Source organism: Microbispora sp. H10836, assembly GCF_012999525.1.
Classification (GTDB): domain Bacteria; phylum Actinomycetota; class Actinomycetes; order Streptosporangiales; family Streptosporangiaceae; genus Microbispora.
Genome location: NZ_JABBWU010000008.1, coordinates 292,823 through 312,703, shown reverse-complemented (window position 1 = coordinate 312,703; position 19,881 = coordinate 292,823). Strand labels below are relative to the sequence as shown.

At 70.9% G+C, this 19,881-nt stretch carries 18 protein-coding genes; 11 read left to right on the top strand and 7 right to left on the bottom strand.

Annotation, left to right across the window (positions count from 1 at the left end; genetic code table 11):
* Positions 1-90: 90 nt before the first annotated feature.
* From HHX30_RS17715 to HHX30_RS17700, 4 genes are all read left to right on the top strand, one after another.
* Positions 91-717 carry a hypothetical protein gene (locus tag HHX30_RS17715; RefSeq protein ID WP_169983046.1) on the top strand — a complete coding sequence of 209 codons (627 nt, stop codon included), beginning with the start codon at positions 91-93 and terminating at the stop codon, positions 715-717.
* Positions 718-971: 254 nt separating this feature from the next.
* Positions 972-1,571 carry a hypothetical protein gene (locus tag HHX30_RS17710; protein ID WP_169983045.1) on the top strand — a complete coding sequence of 200 codons (600 nt, stop codon included), beginning with the start codon at positions 972-974 and terminating at the stop codon, positions 1,569-1,571.
* Positions 1,559-1,777 carry a sensor histidine kinase gene (locus HHX30_RS40695; RefSeq protein WP_211592138.1) on the top strand — a complete coding sequence of 73 codons (219 nt, stop codon included), beginning with the start codon at positions 1,559-1,561 and terminating at the stop codon, positions 1,775-1,777. The genes HHX30_RS17710 and HHX30_RS40695 overlap by 13 nt, the downstream gene beginning before the upstream one ends.
* On the top strand, positions 1,774-2,319 hold the full coding sequence (locus tag HHX30_RS17700; RefSeq protein ID WP_169983044.1) for a response regulator transcription factor: 546 nt from the start codon (positions 1,774-1,776) through the stop codon (positions 2,317-2,319). The genes HHX30_RS40695 and HHX30_RS17700 overlap by 4 nt, the downstream gene beginning before the upstream one ends.
* Here the strand turns inward: HHX30_RS17700 and HHX30_RS17695 are convergent.
* Together HHX30_RS17695 and HHX30_RS17690 are read right to left on the bottom strand one after the other, a co-directional pair.
* The gene (locus HHX30_RS17695; RefSeq protein WP_169983043.1) at positions 2,208-3,329 is read right to left on the bottom strand and encodes a Gfo/Idh/MocA family protein; all 1,122 of its coding nucleotides are present in this window, start codon (positions 3,327-3,329) and stop codon (positions 2,208-2,210) included. The genes HHX30_RS17700 and HHX30_RS17695 overlap by 112 nt on opposite strands.
* Positions 3,326-4,357, bottom strand: coding sequence for an aldo/keto reductase (locus HHX30_RS17690; RefSeq protein WP_169983042.1), 1,032 nt, complete (start codon positions 4,355-4,357; stop codon positions 3,326-3,328). The genes HHX30_RS17695 and HHX30_RS17690 overlap by 4 nt, the downstream gene beginning before the upstream one ends.
* Positions 4,358-4,463: 106 nt before the next feature.
* On the opposite strand from HHX30_RS17690, the gene HHX30_RS17685 reads away from it, so the two are divergent.
* The 3 genes from HHX30_RS17685 (at position 4,464) to HHX30_RS17675 (ending at position 10,365) form a co-directional block, all read left to right on the top strand.
* Entirely contained in the window at positions 4,464-4,919 is a 456-nt protein-coding gene (locus HHX30_RS17685; protein ID WP_169983041.1) for a MarR family winged helix-turn-helix transcriptional regulator, read from the top strand.
* A 191-nt stretch (positions 4,920-5,110) separates the two neighbouring features.
* Complete coding sequence (locus tag HHX30_RS17680; RefSeq protein WP_169983040.1) at positions 5,111-6,874, top strand: discoidin domain-containing protein; 1,764 nt, start codon at positions 5,111-5,113, stop codon at positions 6,872-6,874.
* A gap of 17 nt (positions 6,875-6,891) precedes the next feature.
* Positions 6,892-10,365, top strand: a complete 3,474-nt coding sequence (locus tag HHX30_RS17675) for a discoidin domain-containing protein (protein ID WP_169983039.1) — start codon at positions 6,892-6,894, stop codon at positions 10,363-10,365.
* An 8-nt stretch (positions 10,366-10,373) separates the two neighbouring features.
* Here the strand turns inward: HHX30_RS17675 and HHX30_RS17670 are convergent, their stop codons facing one another.
* The 3 genes from HHX30_RS17670 to HHX30_RS17660 form a co-directional block, all read right to left on the bottom strand.
* Positions 10,374-11,309 carry an MBL fold metallo-hydrolase gene (locus HHX30_RS17670; RefSeq protein ID WP_311922526.1) on the bottom strand — a complete coding sequence of 312 codons (936 nt, stop codon included), beginning with the start codon at positions 11,307-11,309 and terminating at the stop codon, positions 10,374-10,376.
* Between the two features lie 70 nt (positions 11,310-11,379).
* Positions 11,380-11,709, bottom strand: a complete 330-nt coding sequence (locus HHX30_RS17665) for a hypothetical protein (RefSeq protein ID WP_249350143.1) — start codon at positions 11,707-11,709, stop codon at positions 11,380-11,382.
* A gap of 30 nt (positions 11,710-11,739) precedes the next feature.
* Positions 11,740-12,741, bottom strand: coding sequence for a zinc-dependent alcohol dehydrogenase family protein (locus HHX30_RS17660; RefSeq protein WP_169983038.1), 1,002 nt, complete (start codon positions 12,739-12,741; stop codon positions 11,740-11,742).
* A gap of 89 nt (positions 12,742-12,830) precedes the next feature.
* Here HHX30_RS17660 and HHX30_RS17655 point away from each other — a divergent pair, with 89 nt between their 5' ends.
* Positions 12,831-13,148 (top strand): helix-turn-helix transcriptional regulator, encoded by a 318-nt coding sequence (locus tag HHX30_RS17655; protein ID WP_169983037.1) that lies wholly within the window; start codon positions 12,831-12,833, stop codon positions 13,146-13,148.
* Here the strand turns inward: HHX30_RS17655 and HHX30_RS17650 are convergent.
* Positions 13,127-14,017 carry a MurR/RpiR family transcriptional regulator gene (locus tag HHX30_RS17650; protein WP_169983036.1) on the bottom strand — a complete coding sequence of 297 codons (891 nt, stop codon included), beginning with the start codon at positions 14,015-14,017 and terminating at the stop codon, positions 13,127-13,129. The two genes, HHX30_RS17655 and HHX30_RS17650, sit on opposite strands and share 22 nt — an antisense overlap.
* A 146-nt stretch (positions 14,018-14,163) precedes the next feature.
* Positions 14,164-15,624 (bottom strand): M14 family zinc carboxypeptidase, encoded by a 1,461-nt coding sequence (locus HHX30_RS17645; RefSeq protein WP_169983035.1) that lies wholly within the window; start codon positions 15,622-15,624, stop codon positions 14,164-14,166.
* Positions 15,625-16,273: 649 nt separating this feature from the next.
* Between HHX30_RS17645 and HHX30_RS17640 the strand changes: the two genes are divergently transcribed.
* The 3 genes from HHX30_RS17640 to HHX30_RS17630 are packed head-to-tail and all read left to right on the top strand — an operon-like array spanning position 16,274 to position 19,856.
* Complete coding sequence (locus HHX30_RS17640; protein ID WP_311922525.1) at positions 16,274-16,879, top strand: DUF4956 domain-containing protein; 606 nt, start codon at positions 16,274-16,276, stop codon at positions 16,877-16,879.
* Positions 16,876-17,700, top strand: a complete 825-nt coding sequence (locus tag HHX30_RS17635; protein WP_169983034.1) for a polyphosphate polymerase domain-containing protein — start codon at positions 16,876-16,878, stop codon at positions 17,698-17,700. Before HHX30_RS17640 ends, HHX30_RS17635 begins: the two co-directional genes overlap by 4 nt.
* Positions 17,691-19,856: a CotH kinase family protein gene (locus tag HHX30_RS17630; RefSeq protein ID WP_211592137.1), complete on the top strand. Its 2,166-nt coding sequence runs from the start codon at positions 17,691-17,693 to the stop codon at positions 19,854-19,856. Before HHX30_RS17635 ends, HHX30_RS17630 begins: the two co-directional genes overlap by 10 nt.
* Positions 19,857-19,881 lie beyond the last annotated feature (25 nt).

The window sequence follows — 19,881 nt, the reverse complement described above, 5'->3', positions numbered from 1 at the left end:
CCACGACGAGGACACCGCCGTAGCTCAACCGGGGCCGGCCGGCCGAACAGCCGGCCGGCCCCGCCCCTCATAGATGGAGCGAATGACCACATGACAATCAACAGGACCACGCAGGTGCTCGCCGCGTCGGTGCTCGGCCTCACCCTCGCCGGCGTGGCCACTCCCGCGCTGGCCGACGACCCCGGCAGCGGCATCGACGTGTCGGTGAACATCGAGCCCACGACCACCCCCGGCCAGCTGTCGATGACCGTGGCCGACAACAACGGGGTGTCCCTGCAGGAGAACGGCTCCGACGCCGCCGCCCGCCAGTTCACCGGCACTCTGCCGACGGTCACGGTGACCGACACCCGCACCCCCGAGGAGATCCCCGCCGGCGAGTACTGGGCGGTCGTGGGCCAGGCGAGCCAGTTCGTCGCCTCCGACGACCCGGCCAAGACCATCGGCCCCGAATACCTGGGCTGGAAGCCGCGTCTGCTGAGCGACTCCTCCACCGGCGCGGTCTCAGCCGGTGAGCCGGTCTCCAGTGTCGTCTCCGACGGCACCGGAGCCCCCGCCGTGGGTCTGGAGGGCCAGGAGCTGCTGGTCTCGACCGCCAACTCCGCCGACGAGATCGGCACCTCGCAGGTCAACGCCGACCTCGCCCTGCGCACCTCCGTCGACGTCGCCGCCGGCGAATACCACTCCACCCTGACCCTTTCGCTGTTCAACCAGTCCTGAACCGGCGGCAGGAACCGATCTGATTCACCCGGGGTGCCCCGTGACGCGAGTCGCGGGGCACCCGCTTCCGTTTACAGGCTCGCCCGCGTCAGGTCTCCGCGAAGCCGGAATACTCCCGGCGGAGTAGCCGTACCCCGGACGGAGAAGGCCCGAGGTGCCTGTGGCCGGACGACGCGGCGCGGACGCGGCCCGGCCTAGCGTTACGGCGTCACCAGTCCCCTCGGGAAAGGCCTCGCAAGGCCGCATCGCACACAGTGCCCGCCTCCGCCCACCCGGCCGCCCCGGTTCGCCAGACCGGCTGGATCGCCGACGTCGCGCTCGCCGCTCTCACCGTGGTCCTCTTCGTGGCCGTCGCCCTCGCCACCGGGGTGCGACCGCCGTGGGACGGCGTCATCCCTGTCGCGCTGTTCCTCGGCGCGCTCCTGCTCGTCCGGCGCCGGTGGCCGATGCCCGTGCTGCTGCTGTCGGTCGCCGCCGTCTTCGCCTACCACCTGGGGCATCCCTCGCCCGCCGGGTGGATCTGGCCGGTGGCGGCCGCGTACTTCACCGCGGCCACCGCCTCCCGCCCGCGCTGGGTGGTCGCCGTCGGCGTCGCCCAGCTCGTCTACTCCGCCGTCGACGCCCGGTTGATCATCGACAGAAACCTCGTCCGGTATCTCATGCACACCCTCGGCGAGGGGCTGCTGCTCGCGGCCCTCGTCGCCGCGGGGCTCGCCTACGCCACGTCGCTGCGCCGGCGCGACCTGCTGCGCGAGGCCGAATACCGCGACCTGCGGGAGGGCCCCGCCGGCACCGAGCCCCCGAGGCCCTTGCCAACACGCTCAGGCATTCGGGGGCGACCATGGCCGAGGTGACGGTCGGCCGCCACCCGCGATCGATCACGGTCGAGATCGCCGACAACGGCAAGGGCGACCCCTCCGGCGGCGGCGTCACCGAGGGGAACGGCCTCACCGGCATGCGCGAGCGGGTGCGCGCCCTCGGCGGCACGCTCACCGCCGGTCCGGCGCCCCGGGGCTTCGCCGTGAGGGCCGAGATCCCTGTGGCAGGCTCGGCGGAGTGACGATCAAAGTGCTCCTCGCCGACGACCAGGCGCTCGTACGGGCCGGCTTCCGCAGCCTGCCGGCCCGCTCGCGGGACGTGGCCGTCGTCGGGGAGGCCGCCAATGGCGCCGAGGCCGTACGGCTGGCCGCGAGCATCCGCCCGGACCTCGTCCTCATGGACATCCGCATGCCGGGGACGGACGGCATCACGGCCACCCGGAGCATCGTCACGGGCCAGGACTGCCGGGTCGTCATCCTCACCACCTTCGACACCGACGAGCACGTGTTCGCCGCGCTGCGCGCCGGAGCCAGCGGTTTCCTGACCAAGGACGTCGAACCGGCCGAGCTGCGCCGCGCGGTGACCGCCGTGGCCGCCGGAGACGCGCTCCTGTCCCCCGGGGTCACCCGCCGCGTCATCGAACGGTTCGCCCGGCGGCTGAGGTTTCGCCGTCAGTCCGTCGTGATGGCGGATTCGATGCCGCGGTGCCGGGCGGCGCCGTGCGCGAAATCAGGCACGCCCGGCGTGCCGCCCTCCCGCAGGTCGTCCAGGAACCGCTGGTAGGCGTGCGCGACCGCGTACGCCGGCGCGTCGGCGTGGGGGTCCAGCCGCGGGACGCGAACGTATGAGTCCGGCACCGTCAGGGGAGCGAGTCCCGCTGTCCCGCGGCCGCCTTCGAGGGTGATCGGGCTGAGCTGGAGATGGCCGATCGGAGCGGTGATGACGAGGTCGCCCTCGGTGCCGTTGATCTCCCAGCGGAAGTTGACGCCCCGGGACATGCCGCCGCGGTAGTGGAAGGTGGCCACCACGCCGCCCGGCAGCCGTCCCCAGGCCACCACCTGGTCGGCGGCGGTCATGGGCACGGGCCGCCCGCTCCCGGTGTCCACGGCCGACGTACGCCGCGACGCAAGGTGGATCCGCAGGTCCTCGGGCTCGCCCAGGACGGACGCGAGTCCGTCGAGGGTGTGGGCGAAGGAAACGGTCAGCAGTGTCGTGCCGTTGGCGGCGTCGAGCACGTGGTGATCGCCGGGGCCGACGATGGCGCCCCAGGCGCCGCCGGAGCCGACGACCGTCGTGGACAGCACCTCCCCCACGTAGCCGTCGGCCACGAGATCCCGCACGTAGGCGAGGGCCGGGTGCGACCGCGCCTGGAGTCCGACGACGGTCGGCACCACGCGGCCGCGCGCCTGCCGCGCCATGTCCTCGGCCTCCGCGAGCCCGTTGCCGAGCGGCCACTCGCACAGCACGCTCTTGCCGGCGCTCAGCGCCGTCCGCACCAGTTCCCGGTGGTGCGGCACCTTCACCGCCACGACCACGAGGTCCACCTCGTCGCAGGCGGCCAGTTCGGCCGCCGTCCCGAAGGTGCGCGACACTCCGTGCTTGTGTCCGGAGCGCTCCGCCGACTGTTTCGAACTCGTGCTCAGGGCCCTCAGCTCGTAACCCGGGACGGCGCGCAGGGCCGGCAGGTGAGAGCGCTCGGCCCAGCTTCCGTCCGCCCCGAGCCCGATGATCCCTACTCCGATCGGCTTCCCGGACCGGGCCGGCTCGGCGAGCGGTGACATGGCTGTGTTCATGATTCGCGGCCTGTTCTCTCGGTGAATGGCGACTCGCTGTCCAGCAGGGCCATGAGGGGTGCGGCGTATCGGGTGCCGGCCACCGCGCCGGCCGGGACGGCCTCGTCGATCGCGCGCAGGTCCGTGTCGGTCAGGGCGACGCCGGCCGCGGCCAGGGCCTCCTCGACGCGGTGCGGCCGGCGGGTGCCGAGGACGGCCACGATGGTGCCGCGCTCGCGGCTCCGCGCGACGACCCAGGCGGTGGCGAGTTGCGCGACGCTGATGCCGTGCGCGTCGGCGAGCGGCCGCAGCCGCTCGACGAGGGCGAGGTTCGTGGCGAGATTGCCGGGGTGGAAGCGCGGCAGCCAGCCGGCGCGCGGGTCGCCGCCGGCGGGTTGCCGGTAGGCGCCGGTGAGCAGGCCGTGCGCGAGGACCCCGTAGGCGGTGACGCCGATCCCCAGCTCGCCGCAGGTGTCCAGGATGCCGTTGGTCTCGGGGCCACGGCTGAACAGGGAGTATTCGATCTGCACATCGCAGATCGGGTGCACGGCGTGGGCACGGCGGATGGTCTGCGGCCCCACCTCGGAGAGCCCGATGTGGCGCACGTACCCGGCCTGGACCAGCTCGGAGATCGCGCCGATCGTGTCCTCGATCGGAGTGGCGGCGTCGAGGCGCGCTGGGCGGTAGATGTCGACGTGGTCGCCGCCGAGGCGGCGCAGGGAGTAGGCGAGCGCGTTCCTGACGTGGGCGGGCCGGCCCTCGATGCCGACGAAGGCTCCGTCGGGGCCGCGCAGACCGCCGAACTTGACGCTGAGGAGCACCTTGTCGCGATCGCCGGCGCGGAGGGCGCGGCGGATGAGGTCCTCGTTGTGGCCCATGCCGTAGAAGTCGGCGGTGTCGAGGAGGGTGACTCCGGCGTCGAGGGCGGTGCGGATCGTGGCGATGGCGTCGGCCTCGTCGGCGGGGGCCGTGTGGTCGGACATGCCGGCGCAGCCCAGGGCGAGAGGGGCGACCCGAGGACCGCCGGTTCCAAGAGGTCGGGTGTGCATGGCGCCTCCTGCGGGGTGGGAAAGCATGGACGCCGCCGACAGGGCTGCCGCGAGCACAGCCGTCTGTTAGCGTTGATATTTCAACACTAGGAAGAGGCATGTTGATATGTCAACACGCAACGGAGAGACCGCCGCGCCGGACGAGGCCGCGACCGGGGCCACGCCGGAGCCCGTCGACTTCTGGGTCGCCTTCAAGCGCGCCCACGAGGTCCTCCGGGCCCGCGTGATCGCGGACACCGCCGAGGCGGCGGGCCTGTCCGAGCCGGACCTGTCGATCCTCGTCAGCCTCGAGAAGGCGGGCGGCGCCCTGCGCCAGAGCGAGCTCGCCGCGTCACTCGGCTGGGATCGCACTCGCCTCTCCCACCAGCTCACCCGCATGAGCACCCGCGGACTCCTCACCCGCGAGCGCACCGGCGGCGTCATCGTCACCCTCACCGACACCGGCCGCGCCGCCATCGCCGCCGCGCACCCCGGCCTGGACGCCGCGGTGCGCCGCCACTTCATCGACAAGCTCTCCGCACAGGAGATCGAAACGCTGGCCTCCGTGTTCAGCCGGCTGTAGGACCGGCACGCGAAGCCGTCGACGCCGCAGGAAAGCAGGCGAACGCCGACTCCCGGCCGGCGACCTTGCGGACGACACCAGTCAAGATCAATTCATTGCGTACTAAATTCAAGTATTGACCTAAGTATCGAAGGCGATCATTGTCTGGGTCAGGGCTCGCCCTGTTCACCCCCCGAAGAGGAATCGCCACCATGAGAAGACGCCCAACGTTCCATTCCGCCCGCCGTGCTCTGACAGCCGTGCTCAGCGGGCTGACCCTGGTCGCGGCCTGCGTCGTGGCCGGCGCCGCCGTGTCCGGGCCGGCGCACGCAGCGCCGGTCCTGCTGTCGCAGGGCAGGACCGCGACGGCCTCGTCCGCCGAGAACGCGTCCACCCCCGCATCGGCCGCCGTCGACGGGAACACCGGCACCCGCTGGTCCAGCGCGTTCGGCGACCCGCAGTGGCTCCAGGTCGACCTCGGGTCCGCCGCGACGCTGAGCCAGGTCACCCTGAACTGGGAGGCCGCCTACGCCACCGCATTCAAGATCCAGGTGTCGGCCGACGGTTCGGCCTGGACCGACGTCTACTCCACCACGAGCGGAACGGGCGGCACGCAGACCCTCACCGTGACCGGCTCGGGCCGCTACGTCCGCCTGTACGGCACCGCCCGCGCCACCGTGTACGGCTACTCCCTATGGGAGTTCCAGGTCTACGGCACCACGTCGAGCGGCACGTGCGGCACGGCCGACGCCGCCCAGGGCAGGCCCGCGACCGCCTCGTCCACCGAGAACGCCGGCACACCGGCGTCGGCCGCCGTCGACGGGAACACCGGCACCCGCTGGTCCAGCGCGTTCGGCGACCCGCAGTGGCTCCAGGTCGACCTCGGCTCGGCCAGAACGATCTGCAAGGTCGTCCTGACCTGGGAGGCGGCCTACGCCACCGCATTCAAGATCCAGGTCTCCGACAACGCCTCCACCTGGACCGACCTCTACTCCACCACCACCGGCACCGGCGGTACGCAGACCCTCGACGTCACCGGCTCGGGCCGCTACGTCCGCCTGTACGGCACCGCCCGCGCCACCGCGTACGGCTACTCGCTGTGGAGCTTCACCGTGAACACCACGGGCGGCTCGACGGACCCGACGACTCCGCCGCCCGACGCCTTCTGGGGCGACACCTCGAACATCCCGGCGGCCAGGAACGTCGTCATGGTGAAGATCCTCAACCGGACCAACGGCCAGTATCCCGACTCGCAGGTCTACTGGAGCTACAACGGCCAGGTCCACTCGATCGCCGAGCAGCCCTACTTCGACATGCCGGCCAACACGGCGGGCCGGATGTACTTCTCCCTCGGCTCCCCCAACAGCCAGTACTACGACTTCATCGAGTTCACCGTCGGGCCTTCGGTGTTCAACGGCAACACGACCCGGGTGGACGCGTTCGGCCTGAAGCTCGCGATGCGCCTGCACGCCCGCGACGGCTACGACGTGGCCGTCGGCGAGGACTACGCCACCTTCGCCGAGTCCCGCGCGGCGACGTTCCAGCGGTTCGTCGACGAGGTGCCCGCCGAGTTCAAGCCGCTGGCCCAGGTGCAGGCGCCGTACCGCATTCCGGCGCCGGGCAGCGCCTCGATCTTCCAGCCCGGCGGGGCGTACGCGAACTACTTCACCGGCTACGCCGCCCAGCAGGGCGTCACGGCGACGACCTCGCAGGTCACCGGGTGCGCCGGGCCGCTCGCCGAGGCGCCGAAGATGTGCGCGGCGCTGAACCGGCACGTCGCCGGGCTGTCCGACGCCCAGCAGTCGGACCCGTCCGGCTATTACAAGGCCGCCCCGGCGAACTACTACGCGAAGTTCTGGCACGACCACGCCATCGGCAAGCTCGCCTACGGCTTCCCCTACGACGACTATGCCGGTCACTCGTCGTTCATCTCGCACGGCGACCCGCAGTGGCTGCTGGTCGCGGTCGGCTGGTAGCGCGGACAGGAGACGCCATGAAGCACACCCTTCCGTTCCCGCGCGGGCTCGCTCTCGTCCTGGCTGTGGCGCTGGCGCTGCTCGCGAGCATCGTCGCCGGGCCCGCGCACGCCGCACCCGTCCTGCTGTCGCAGGGCAGGACCGCGACGGCCTCGTCCACCGAGAACGCCGGCACACCGGCGTCGGCCGCCGTCGACGGGAACACCGGCACCCGCTGGTCCAGCGCGTTCGGCGACCCGCAGTGGCTCCAGGTGGACCTCGGGTCCACCGCGACGCTGAGCCAGGTCGCCCTCAACTGGGAGGCCGCCTACGCCACCGCATTCAAGATCCAGGTCTCCGACAACGCCTCCACCTGGACCGACGTCTACTCCACCACCACCGGCACCGGCGGCACGCAGACCCTCGACGTCACCGGCTCGGGCCGCTACGTCCGCCTGTACGGCACCGCCCGCGCCACCGGCTACGGCTACTCCCTATGGGAGTTCCAGGTCTACGGCACCACGTCGAGCGGCACCTGCGGCGGCGCCGACGCGGCGCTGAACCGGCCCGCCACGGCCTCGTCCACCGAGAACGCCGGCACCCCCGCATCGGCCGCCGTGGACGGCGACCCCGGCACCCGCTGGTCCAGCGCCGCCGCCGACCCGCAGTGGCTCCAGGTCGACCTCGGCTCGGCCAGAACGATCTGCAAGGTCGTCCTGACCTGGGAGGCGGCCTACGCCACCGCATTCAAAATCCAGGTCTCCGACAACGCCTCCACCTGGACCGACGTCTACTCCACCACCACCGGCACCGGCGGCACGCAGACCCTCGACGTCACCGGCTCGGGCCGCTACGTCCGCGTGTACGGCACCGCCCGCGCCACCGACTGGGGTTACTCGCTGTGGGAGTTCGCCGTCCACACGAGTGGCGGCGGCACCACCGACCCGCCGCCGAGCGGCACGCCGATCTCGGCGTACAAGCAGGTGACGGCCTCGTCCTGGGAGGGCGGCAACGCTCCGGCGGCGGCGCTCGACGGGCGCACGACGACCCGCTGGTCGAGCCAGTACTCCGACGACCAGTGGCTGCGGGTGGACCTCGGCGGGGCCGGGCACATCACCGGCGTCACGCTCAACTGGGAGTCGGCGTACGCCACCGGCTACCGGATCGAGGTGTCCGCCAACGGCACGTCATGGACGCCGATCCACACCACGACCAGCGGCAAGGGCGGGGTCGAGAACCTGAACGTCACCGGCGACGGCCGCTATGTCCGCTTCGTCGGCACGGCCAGGGCCACCGGCTACGGCTACTCGCTGTGGGAGTTCCAGGTCTTCGGCACGGTGGATACGGCGGCCACGACCGCGCCCCTGCTGTCCCCGCCGACCAGGGCCCCGGCGACCACCGGTCAGTTCGCACTGTCCGCCCCCGCCGACAAGGCCATGATCACCGACACCCGGCGGCCCGCGTTCTCCTGGGCGGCCGTCTCCGGCGCGGTGCGCTACGAGGTCTGGCTGAACGTCAGCCGCACCGACTACGACTTCACCGCCTCCGGCAACCTGATCGACCTCTACACCAAGGTCGCCGAGCCGACCGGCACGAGCTACACGCCTTCCTGGGACATCCCCGACCGGTGGACGTACAAGTGGTTCATCGTCGCGGTGAGCGGGTCGGGCGCCAGGACGACGTCGAACATCCGCACCTTCAGCCTCTATCTACCCGACGTCGAGCAGGTCACTGACGGCGTGGCGGTCGTCAACGGCGCCCGCGACCTCAACAAGAACGGGACGATCGAGCCGTACGAGAACTGGCGGCTGCCCGTCGAGACCCGGGTCAACGATCTGCTCGGCAGGATGACGCCGGAAGAGAAGGCGTACCAGATGTTCTACAACGCCCAGAGCTACCCGCTCTCGGGCTGGCACTTCGGCCCCGCGTTGCCGAACGACCTGCACGCCGTGCTGCTGAACGCGTCCGGGACCCGGCTCGGCATCCCGCCGGTCTCGGCGGGCGACACCATCGCCGGATACCAGACCACCTATCCGCTGCAGAGCGCGCTCGCGGCGGGCAAGGACTACGCGCTCGACTACAGGCTCGGCGACATGCAGCGCCGCGAGGAGCTGGAGGTCGGGGCGCGCGGCGTGCTCGGCCCGCTCGCCGAGGTCGGCACCAAGGTCCTCTATCCCCGCATCCAGGAGGGCAACGGCGAGAACGCCGACGTCGCCGCCGCCCAGGTCCGCGCGCTGGTGGCCGGGCTGCAGGGCGGCCCCGAGCTCAACCCCGCCTCGGTGCTGGCGACCGTCAAGCACTGGCCGGGCGAGGGCGCGGGCGGCGAGGCGGGGATCACCTACGACGCGGTGACGATCAAGTACCATATGATCCCGTTCAGGGCCGCGATGGAGGCCGGCGCCGTCAACATCATGCCGGGCTACGCCGGGAGCTCCTACCTCGACCCGGGCGGGTCGGGCGCGGGCGACAGCAAGCCGATCCTCGACTACCTGCGGAACAACCTCGGCTACACCGGTCTCATCACCACCGACTGGCTGCCGTCCTCGGTCTGGGTCAAGGCCGCGAACGCCGGCTCGGACGTGATGGGCGGGGCCGACCCCGGAGCCACCGGGTTCACGATGGCGACGTTCCTCGCCAATGTGCCGATGGCGCGGATCAACGACGCCGTGACCCGGATCTTGCGTCTGAAGTTCACGCTCGGCGTGTTCGAGCGCCCGTACGGCGACCCGGTGAACGGGCCCTACCGGTTCCACCAGCCGTCGTACGTCGCGCTCGCCAACCAGGCCGCCCGGCAGTCCGTCACGCTGCTCAAGAACAACGGCGTGCTCCCGCTGAAGCTCAAGGCGGGCGACAACGTCGTGGTCGCCGGTCCACGGGCCACCGACGGATCGGCCTGCTGCATCTGGACGAGCTTCTTCCACCAGGAGTACGGCTCGCAGACCCTGCTGGACGCGGTGAAGGCGCGGGCGGCCACGGCGGGCGTCAACGTCCACCAGGACACCGGTCCCTCACCCAAGCTCGCGATCGTGGCCGTCGGCGAGCCGACCTACACCCACGCCACCGCCTGGGTGAAGGAGCAACCGCAGCTGCCCGCCGACCAGCTGGCCGTCATCCAGGACTTCAAGAACCAGGGCGTTCCGGTGGTCGTCGTGCTCACCCTCCCCCGGCCCATCGTGATCAGCGAGTGGAACGGCCTGGCCGACGCCATCGTGGTGACGTACCGGGGCGGCGAGGAGGTCGGCCCGGCCACGGCGAGCCTCCTGTTCGGCGACTACACGCCGCGCGGGCGCCTGCCGTGGCAGTTGCCGCGCAGCCTCGACCAGATCCTCAAACCGGGCGGCGGCGACGTGCTCGCCGACGCCGTCGAGGACTGGAACCTCCCCTACGACCTGGGTGCCACCGCCGCCCAGCGGTCGGAGATCCGGGCCCGCATCGACGCGGGCCAGACCGTCCCCACCACCTACGGCAACCCCCTCTATCCGTACGGAGCCGGTTTGCAGGGCTGGTCGTGACGCCGGCCTCACACTGAGGTCGGCAGCGGCCCACCGTGCCAGGCCATCGCGTCGCCGAAGGCGGCGAGGAGATCCACCTCGCCGCCTTCCGCCTCGGCGTAGGCGCGGTGCAGGTTGAGCACCAGGCGCTCGGCGTCCGCCCATCCGGCGAACTCGCCCAGGTCGGCCGCCCGCGCGGCGGCCAGCGGGGTGAGCCCGTTCTCCCGTCCCGTCCGGGCGACGCCGAGGACGAAGCGGTAGTACCGCTCGTGCGCCGCCAGCACCTCCGGCAACTCCGAGGCGGTGGCGAGCGGCCCGTGTCCCGGCACGACGTGTGCGGGTTCGAAGGCGGCCAGCCAGTCCAGCGACCGCAACGCCCCCTCGACCGACCCCATCAGCACCAGCGGGGTGAGCCCGTTGAACAGCAGGTCCCCCGCGAACAGCACCCGTTCGCCGGGAAGCCACGCCACCACGTCCCCGGGGGTGTGGGCGGTGTGGCCGGGATGCCGCAACTCGACGCGGCGCGTCCCCAGATGGACGGTCAGCCCGGACGTGAACACCACCGACGGCGGGCGGCGCGTCACGTGTCCCCAGTCGGGCACCGGCGTCCAGATCGGCGGACATCCGTCGATGAGCGGATCGGCCAGCAACGCCTCTCTCATCGCCGTGTGCCCGAAGACGACCGTGTCATCCGGAAGCAGACTGTTTCCGTAGCAGTGGTCCCCGTGCTGGTGGGTGTTCACCGCCATCCGGACCGGGGCGTCGCCGGTCGCCGCGGCGACCGCGCCGAGGAACCGCCGGGTGCGTGCCTCGGTAGCACAGGTGTCGACGATCAGGACGCCGCCGTCGTCTGCCACGGCTCCGGCGTTGTTCAGCCACCAGGTGCCGTCCGGCTGCACCCACGCGAAGATCCCCCGCTCCACCTCGTGCAACCTCGCTTCGCCGGTCCGCTCCACCACGCTCACGCATTCCCCTCGTCGGATCCCGTCCAGGGGACCCTACCGACGGCCTCCCTGCCACCGTGAGCCGGCCGCGTCAGGCCCTGCCGTACAACGCCGGGAGGTCGATCAGATGCACATCGGATGAGGCGGTCAGTGCTTTTCCGTTGAATCCGGTCCCGCTGAAGCAGACGAGACGCGTGCGGGTGGTGTCGTAACGGCCGGACGCTGCGATCACGTCGCGGATGTGCCGGAGACGTTCGATATGGGCGATCCCCATCGTGTCATTCCATTTGGCTTCGCCGATGGCCAGTAGCGGCGGTTTGCCGCCGTCAGCGACGCCGATGACGGCCACGTCCACCTCGTGCCCGATTCTCGCCTTGGGGTCGTGGACGACACCGTGACCCACGCATGGCAGCTCGCCCACGTGTGCACGGTTGTGCCACGGAATCAGGGCTCAGTGGTCCACGGTGAGGACGATCTTGCCGATCTGGGTGCCGGACTCCATGTGGCGGTGAGCCCGTACGACCTCCTCCAGCGAGAACAGGCGATCCACCACCGGGCGGAAGGCACCCGTACGCAGGCCCGAGGCCACGAAGGCGACGGCGCGGCGCAGTCGCTCGGGGTCCTTGGTGATCTCCAGGATCGTGTACGTGCGCATGTTCAGCGCGGGCATGCCCAGGTCGAATCCCGGGTAGGGCGTCGGCTGCCCGCTCTGCGCACCCCACAGGAGCAACGTCCCGCCGGGGGCGACGGCCCGGGCGAGCTCCGTCACTCCAGGTCCGGCGACGGCGTCGAAGACGTGGCCGGCGCCCCTGCCCCCGGTCAGCTCCAGCACGCGTCCCGCGACGTCCTCCTCGTCGGAGACGACGACCTCGGCGGCGCCCTCTTCGATCAGCCGACGTCTCTTGGCGCGGGTGCGGGTGACGGCGATCGGCGTGGCGCCGACGCGGACGGCCGTGTGGATCGCGGCCAGGCCGACGCTGCTGGACGCCGCGGTGATCACCACCACGTCGCCCGCTCGAATCCCGGCCACCTCCACCATCGCGCCGTAAGCCGTGAGGTAGGGCATCCACACCGCCGCGCCGGACACCGCGTCCACCCCGTCGGGGCGCGGCAGCAGCGCGGACGCCGGCACGATCGCCCGCTCGGCGTACACGCCGTAGTCGTTCTGCGAGAAGAAGCCCGGCAGGACGCTGACCGTCCGGCCCTCCGCGAACCCGGCCACATCCGGGCCGGCCGCCTCCACGACACCGGCGGCCTCGGTGCCGAGCCTCGCGGGCAGATGCGTGACCGGCTCGATGTACCGGTCGCGCCGGAACAGGATCTCGGCCCTGTTGACGCCGATCGCGTCGACCCGGATCCGCACCTCGCCCGGTCCAGGCTCGCCCGGCTCCAGGTCGTCCAGCCGCAGCACCTCGGGCCCGCCGATCTCGTGGAACCGCACAGTCCTCGCCATGTCGCCCTCCGCTCGTGGTGGTCGCGGTTCACTGTGCGGCAAAGGTACGATCACTGTCAAACTTCGACAGGTGTCGTACTATGGGCGCCATGGCACGTACGCCCCCACACCCAGAGGTGTCGGAGTTCGGCCTCCAGCAGGTGCTGGAGGCCCTCGTCGACCCGGTACGCCGGAGCATCGTCGCGCAGCTCGACGCCTCCGGCACGGACATCCCCTGCGGGGGATTCGACATCCCGGTCAGCAAGTCCACCGCCACGCACCACTTCACCGTGCTGCGCGAGGCCGGCCTGATCCGGCAGTACTACGTGGGAACCTCACGGATGAACTCGCTGCGCCGCGCCGACATGGACGAGGCGTTCCCCGGTCTGCTCGACGCGATCAACGGTCAGCCGGTGAGGAAGACCTGACGCTCCGCGGCCCTGTCGTCGAACGCCTCCAGCCGGGTCTGCCCCTCGGCGGCGAGGACGTCCAGCATGCAGTGCAGCAGCGCGGTGCACAGGACCGTCGGGCCGGCGTGGGAGTCGAACGCGAATTCCGAGCTCACCGGGGCCGGCAGGACCTCGTCCGCGAGTTCGGCGAGGCGACCCACCGGCTGATCGGTGACGAGGGCGACCTTCAGCCCGGCGCGCCGCGCCCAGACGAGCCCCTGCGCCAGCTCACGCGGATAGCGCGGCAGCCCGATGGCGAGCACCCACTCGGCACCCGATTCGGCCGCCCTGCTCAGCCGGTCCTCCAGGACCGAGCCCGGCACGTCCAGCACGCGTACGTCCGGGAGCACCTTCTCGGCGAGGTAGCCGAACAGATGCGCCAGCGGCGCGGAGATCCGCATGCCCATGACCAGGAGGGGGCTCGACCTGGCCAGCCGTCCGGCCACCCGCCGGAGCTGGCCGGCATCGGCCAGGCCGTCACGCAGCCGCTCCAGGTCGCGGATCTCGGAGTCGACCAGCTCCTGGATCTCGTTGAAGCGGTCGCCCGTCGTGTCCGGCGGCCGATCGCCGAACACGGACAGGCGCAGCGCCTCCCGGAACTCGGGGAACCCGCGGAATCCGAGCGCGGCGGCGAAGCGGGTGACCGACGGCTGGCTGACCCCGGCGCGCTCGGCGAGGTCCGCGCTGGTGAAGAAGACGGCCTCCTGCGCGTTGTCCAGTAGATAGCGCGCGATCCGGCGCTGCGACGGCGAGAGCCGGTGGCCGTCGAAGAGCGCCCGCAGGTTCGCGGCGATCCGGGTGGCGTCCAGCACGGCGAGGGACCGGCCGGTCTCCGGGACGTGCCTCATCGTGGAACACTTCCCTTCCTCGTGGGGTGACGGCCCGCCCCCCGGCCGGCCGCCTACTCATGAATCGCGAAGCGCCCGCCGGGTGCAACACCACCGGGCGGCCCCCGTGGGGACCGCCCGGCTTCGCTGCTGCTGTGTGGTGTCGGTCAGCTCTTCGGGCCGTTGCCGTTGAACCGCGTCTTGCACTCCTGCAGCCGCACGTCGACCTGCTCGCCCCGGTCGACGGTCACGTGCACCGTCTCGAGAACCTCACCCGTCGGACGGGCGCAGGTCAGCGTCCAGCTCTCCTTGATGAAGTTGCCCGGCCCGGTGGCGACGACGCCGGTCTCGGTGTAGGCCGGGGCCGGCCGTACGGACGGGTTGACGTGCCAGGCGAACTTGCCGTTGGTGGGGGCGACCAGCGTCGACTCCAGGTGGGTGGGGACCCTCTGGGGCGGGTCGACGACGTTGTTCGCCTGCCTGATCGGCGCGGTCCACAGGTCGAAGTCCTTGGAGACCTTCAGGACCGCGCCCTTCGGCGCCTTGCCGGTGATGACGGAGTGCCCGGCCGGATCGGCCGCGTACTCCAGGGCCACCATGAACGCCTCGCGGTTCGACTTGCCCTCGTAGCGGCCGGTGCCCGTGTAGTCCTCGACCACCTCGGGATAGGTGTTGTTGGTCGACTGGGTCTTCATGATCTCGTAGGTGAACCCGAGGCCGCGGGTCGCGTAGTACGACCAGTCCGGGGTCTCGCCGGTCGTCTCGTAGTCGAAGCCCGACTTCATGCCGGTGTAGCCGTTCTCGGCCGTGATCGCGTCGGTGAGGGCGGCGTAGACGGCCTCGTCCGGGGTGTCGCCCGCGCGCTTCTCCAGCGGCGGGCGAAGGACCGTGTGGCCGGAGGTGTGGTTCGTGATCAGGACCGTGACCTGGTTGTTCTTGGTCAGGTCCATGACGTTCTGCACTTCGGGCTCGGAGCCGGGCCCCGGGCCACGGGTCGTGGCGTTGGAACCGGCGTTGCTGCCCCAGCCGAAGGGGTAGTTGCGGTTGATGTCGACGCCGGCGCTGCTCGCGCACGTCGGGGACACGCCGCAGCTCGTACGCCGGTTGATGACGAACCCGTCGACGTTGACGACCGGGACGAAGATGACCCGCGCCTTGTCGAGCAGATTGGTGACCCGGGGGTCCTCGCCGTCGTTGCCGATCAGGTCGTAGGCGAACTCCAGCGTGTGCTCCCCGGAGGGCCACTCGTTGCCGTGGTGGACGCCCATCATGAACAGGACCGGCTTGCCGTCGGCGGCGTCGACGTCATGGCTGACCTCGATGCCGTACACCTCCCGGCCCTGCCGGGTCTTGTGCGGCAGCGTGATGTGCTTGACGAGGCCGGGGTGCCGGGCGCTGAGCGCGAGCATCTCGTCGTTGTAGTCGGTGATGGTCCGGTAGGTGGTCCGCCCGCTGGGCAGGCTCGGCGCCTGCTGCTGGACGACCGCCTGGGAGTCCGCCGTGGTGGCGGCACTGGCGCCGGCGGCCGGACCGGCGAGACCTGCCAGAAAACCGACGCCCAACGCCAGCGCGAGAACGCGTTTCCCGGCGGCAGAGGCAGTGGAGGGGAACGTGCCTCCTGAAGACATGCTGAAACCTTTCTCAGCCGCGGAAGAGCGGGAAACGCGAAAGCGTCCTTTTCTCCGAGCCGTCTTTCGGCAGTACGCGACACCCCCCGAACAGCCGCTGACTGCAAATTTTCAGTAAGTCTGCGGCTTGAATGTTCACCTGTCAACCACTGATCGGCGGCCTTCTCCGCACACAACCGAAAAAGCGCGAGTGATTTCTCGCACATGGACGAAAGCCGGAGGTGCGGGAAGAGCACGCCGATGCCCCCGCCTCTCCGCACCCACCCCTGCTTGCGATTCGGGCACGCCGTCGTCCGCGGCTCGGGCCGGCGCGCGGGGGCCGGCCGTCGCCACACGATTCGCCATGCGGACCGGCCCGGGCGTAGTGAAAGTTTCACCCGGATACGCCCCGATCCGGATCACCCTTCACTCCGGGTGAACAACGGCGTACATGCCTATTGTCAAGGGTGACCAGGCAGGTTGTTCCGTTTTTGGCAGGACGGCGTACCAGACGTTCATTGACGCGACACTCGTGATTCACCTATCGTTCCGCACGGGTTCCCGAAAGTTTCTTTCTTTTTACGAAACTTTCGCGAAACTCTTCCGCGGACCCCTGCGAGGAAGCGGGTGGTGCCCTGCCCGTCCCGGCGGCGAATCAGGAGGAACGACCGTGCTGTCCCAGCTCGTTCTGTTCGCGATCGACATCTGCGCAGTGGTGTTGCTCGTATTCGGGCTCTATTTCCCCCGGCACCGCCGACGCGACCTGGTCGTGTCCTTCCTCGGGGTCAACATCGGCGTCCTCGCTGTGGCGAGCGCACTGAACGCCACCGACACGGGTGCCGGGCTCGGGCTGGGGATGGCGTTGTTCGGCGTGCTGTCCATCATCCGCCTGCGCTCGACCGAGCTCGACCAGCACGAGGTCGCGTACTACTTCTCCGCCCTCGCCCTGGGGATCCTCGGCGCCCTGAGCACCACCTCGGTGTGGCTCAGCGGCGGCCTGATGGCGCTCATCCTCGTGGTGATGTTCCTCGGCGACCACCGGCGGCTGTTCCGGCACTACCGGCACCAGATCCTGGTACTCGATTCGGCCTTCACCGACCACGTCGCGCTCGTCGCGCACCTGGAACAACTGCTCGACGCCCGGGTGCACGCCGTCACCGTCCAGCGGCTCGACCTGGTCAACGAGACCACCGTGGTCGACGTCCGCTACGCACGGACCGACCGCGCGCTGATCACCGAATCCGGCGCACCCGCACACGCCGGAGCACGTCGATGACCCCGACGCCCGTCGGGCCGGCCCTGGCACGGCTGGCCCCGGTCGGGCTCGCCGAGCTCGTCGACCGGGCCGCGCTGCAGACCCGGGTGGACCGCAAGTATCTGGTTCCGGCGGAGTCCCTGCCCCTTCTGCTGGAACGGCTCATGCCGTACGCCCAGGTGCTGGACATCGACGGCGAACGCAGCTTCCGCTACCGGTCGGTGTATTTCGACACCCCGCAGCTGGTCAGCTACCACCGCGCGGCCCGGCGCAGGCGGCGGCGTTTCAAGGTGCGCACCCGCACCTATCTCGACTCCGCCCAGTGCTGGCTGGAGGTCAAGATCAACGGCGCGCGGGGAAGCATCACCAAGCACCGGCTGCCCTATCACCCCGGTGACTGCGGCACCGTGGACCCGGGGCGCGACTTCGTCGACGAGGCGCTCGCCCGCGAGTCGATCGGTCCCGCCGCCGGAAGCCGCCTCGACCCGATCCTGGTGACCGAGTACCGGCGCGCCACCCTGCTGCTGCCGGACACCGCGAGCCGGGTCACCGTCGACACCGCACTGGCCTGGCGGCACGGCGACGCCACGCTGTTGCTGCCCGGCATGGCCGTGGTCGAGACCAAGACCGCCTCGGCCGCCACGCTGGTCGACCGCATGCTGTGGCGTGCGGGCATGCGGCCCGCCCGCATCTCCAAGTACGCCACCGGCCTGGCCGCTCTCCGCCCCGACCTGCCCGACGGGCCGTGGCGGCGGACGCTGCGCCGCCATTTCCACGGCGCGGCGTCGCCGGCCGGCCCCACACTCTCCCCCCTCCCCGAACAGGAGGCATCGTGCGTCTGACCCTCCGCAGCACCGGCGCGGCCGCCGCCCGCCGCGTCACGAGGGCCGCGGTCGCCGCCGTGGTCCTCGCGGGACTGCTCAACGCGTACTCGGCGCCGGCCGGCGCCGAAACGGCGTCCGGTGCCCGGCCGGCCGGACGCGTCGCGAGCGTCGCCGCCATGTCCACCGCCGCGTCCACCACCGTGTCCACCACCGTGTCCACCGCGGCGGACGACCTGACCGGCGACATCGTCTTCTCCGTGCCGAGCGGCACCTTCCAGAGCCAGGTGTCGGTGTCGCTGAGCACCGCGGACAGCGGCGCGCAGATCCGCTACACCACAGACGGAACGCCGCCCACCGCGCAGTCGGCGCTCTATCAGGGCGCACCGCTGCAGTTCACCCGCACCACGCAATTGCGGGCACAGGCCTTCGCCGGCGGCACGGCGTCCGGGAAACCCGGCACGGCCATGTACGTCGCCCACAACACCACCACGGCCCACGACCTGCCGGTGGTCCTGATCGACTCGTACGGCAAGGGCAAGCCCGGCCGGGAGTACCTCGACGCCACCACCATGATCTTCGAGCCGGGCGGCGGAGCGACGACGTCGCTGGCCGCGGCTCCGGCGGTCGCCACCCGCGCCGGCTTCCACCTGCGGGGACAGTCGTCGGCCAGCTTCGAGAAGGCGCCGTACCGCCTCGAGTTCTGGGACAACGACAACGACGACGCCGACTACCCGGTGCTGGGGATGCCCGCCGACTCCGACTGGGTGCTGCGCGGGCCGTTCCCCGACAAGTCGCTGATCCGTGAAGCCCTGGTCTACGACCTCGGCAAGGAGATGGGGCTGAAGGTTCCCCGGTATCGGTTCGTGGAGCTCTACGTGAACGGCGACTCCGGTCCGGTGGGCGCCGACGACTACATGGGCGTCTACCTGCTCACCGAGACGATCAAGAACAGCAAGAACCGTCTCGACCTGAAGAAGCTGGACGAGGACGACACGAGCCTGCCGAAGATCACGGGCGGGTACATCTGGAAGTTCGAATGGATGGCCGCGGAGGAGCCGACGCTGCCGTGCACCGGGACGGCGGCCACCTGCTGGACCTACCTCGAGGTGGCCGACCCCTCGCCGCTGCAGCCGCAGCAGAAGGAATGGCTGCGGGGCCACATCCAGGAATTCCACAACGTGCTGCACTCGCAGAACTTCACCGACCCGAACACCGGCTACCGGGCGTACATCGACGTGAACTCCTTCGTCGACCAGCTCATCGTCTACGAGCTGAGCCGGAACATGGACGCCAACTATCGCAGCGCGTACTTCTACAAGGACCGGGACACCAAGATCTTCGCGGGCCCGCTGTGGGACTACGACCTCACCTTCGGCGTGGGCGGGTTCTTCCAGAACGACCAGGCCGCGGGCTGGCAGTATCAGCAGACCCGGCAGCCGGTCGCCAACGACTGGTTCAGCCAGCTCATGCGGGATCCCGCCTTCGTCGACCAGGTCAAGTCGCGCTGGCAGACGCTGCGCCGCGGCCTGCTGTCCGACTCGGCTCTGCAGAGCAGGATCGATGCCCTCTCCGGGCCGCTGGCGAACGCCGCGCAGCGCAACTTCCAGCGCTGGCCGAACCTCACGACGCGGACCATCGGCTTCTTCAACACGCCGACCGCGTCCACCTGGCAGGGGCAGGTGCAGTACCTGCGCGACTGGACGCTGCGCCGCGCGGCGTGGCTGGACTCGACGGCCGGATGGGGCGGCCCGGTCACCTCGCCCAGCCCGAGTCCCTCACCGAGCCCCTCCCCCAGCGTGTCGCCGAGCCCCTCGCCGAGCCCGTCGCCCAGCGTGTCGCCGAGCCCGTCGCCCAGCCCGTCGCCGTCCGGTGGGACGACCGGCGCGTGCTCGGCGACGATGCGGGTGGTGAACTCCTGGGCCGGCGGGTTCCAGGGTGAGGTCACGGTGCGCGCGGGCAACGCGGCGATCAACGGCTGGACCGTGAAGTGGACCTGGCCCGGTGGGCAGACCATCACCCAGCTTTGGGGAGGCCTGAACTCCGGCTCCGGCTCGGCCGTGACGGTGCGCAACGAGACGTGGAACGGCTCGGTCGCGGCCAACGGGAGCACGACCTTCGGCTTCATCGGCAACGGTTCGTCGGCCACCCCGGCGGCCACCTGCACCAGCCCCTGACGGGAGGACTCCGAGGTCCCGTCCG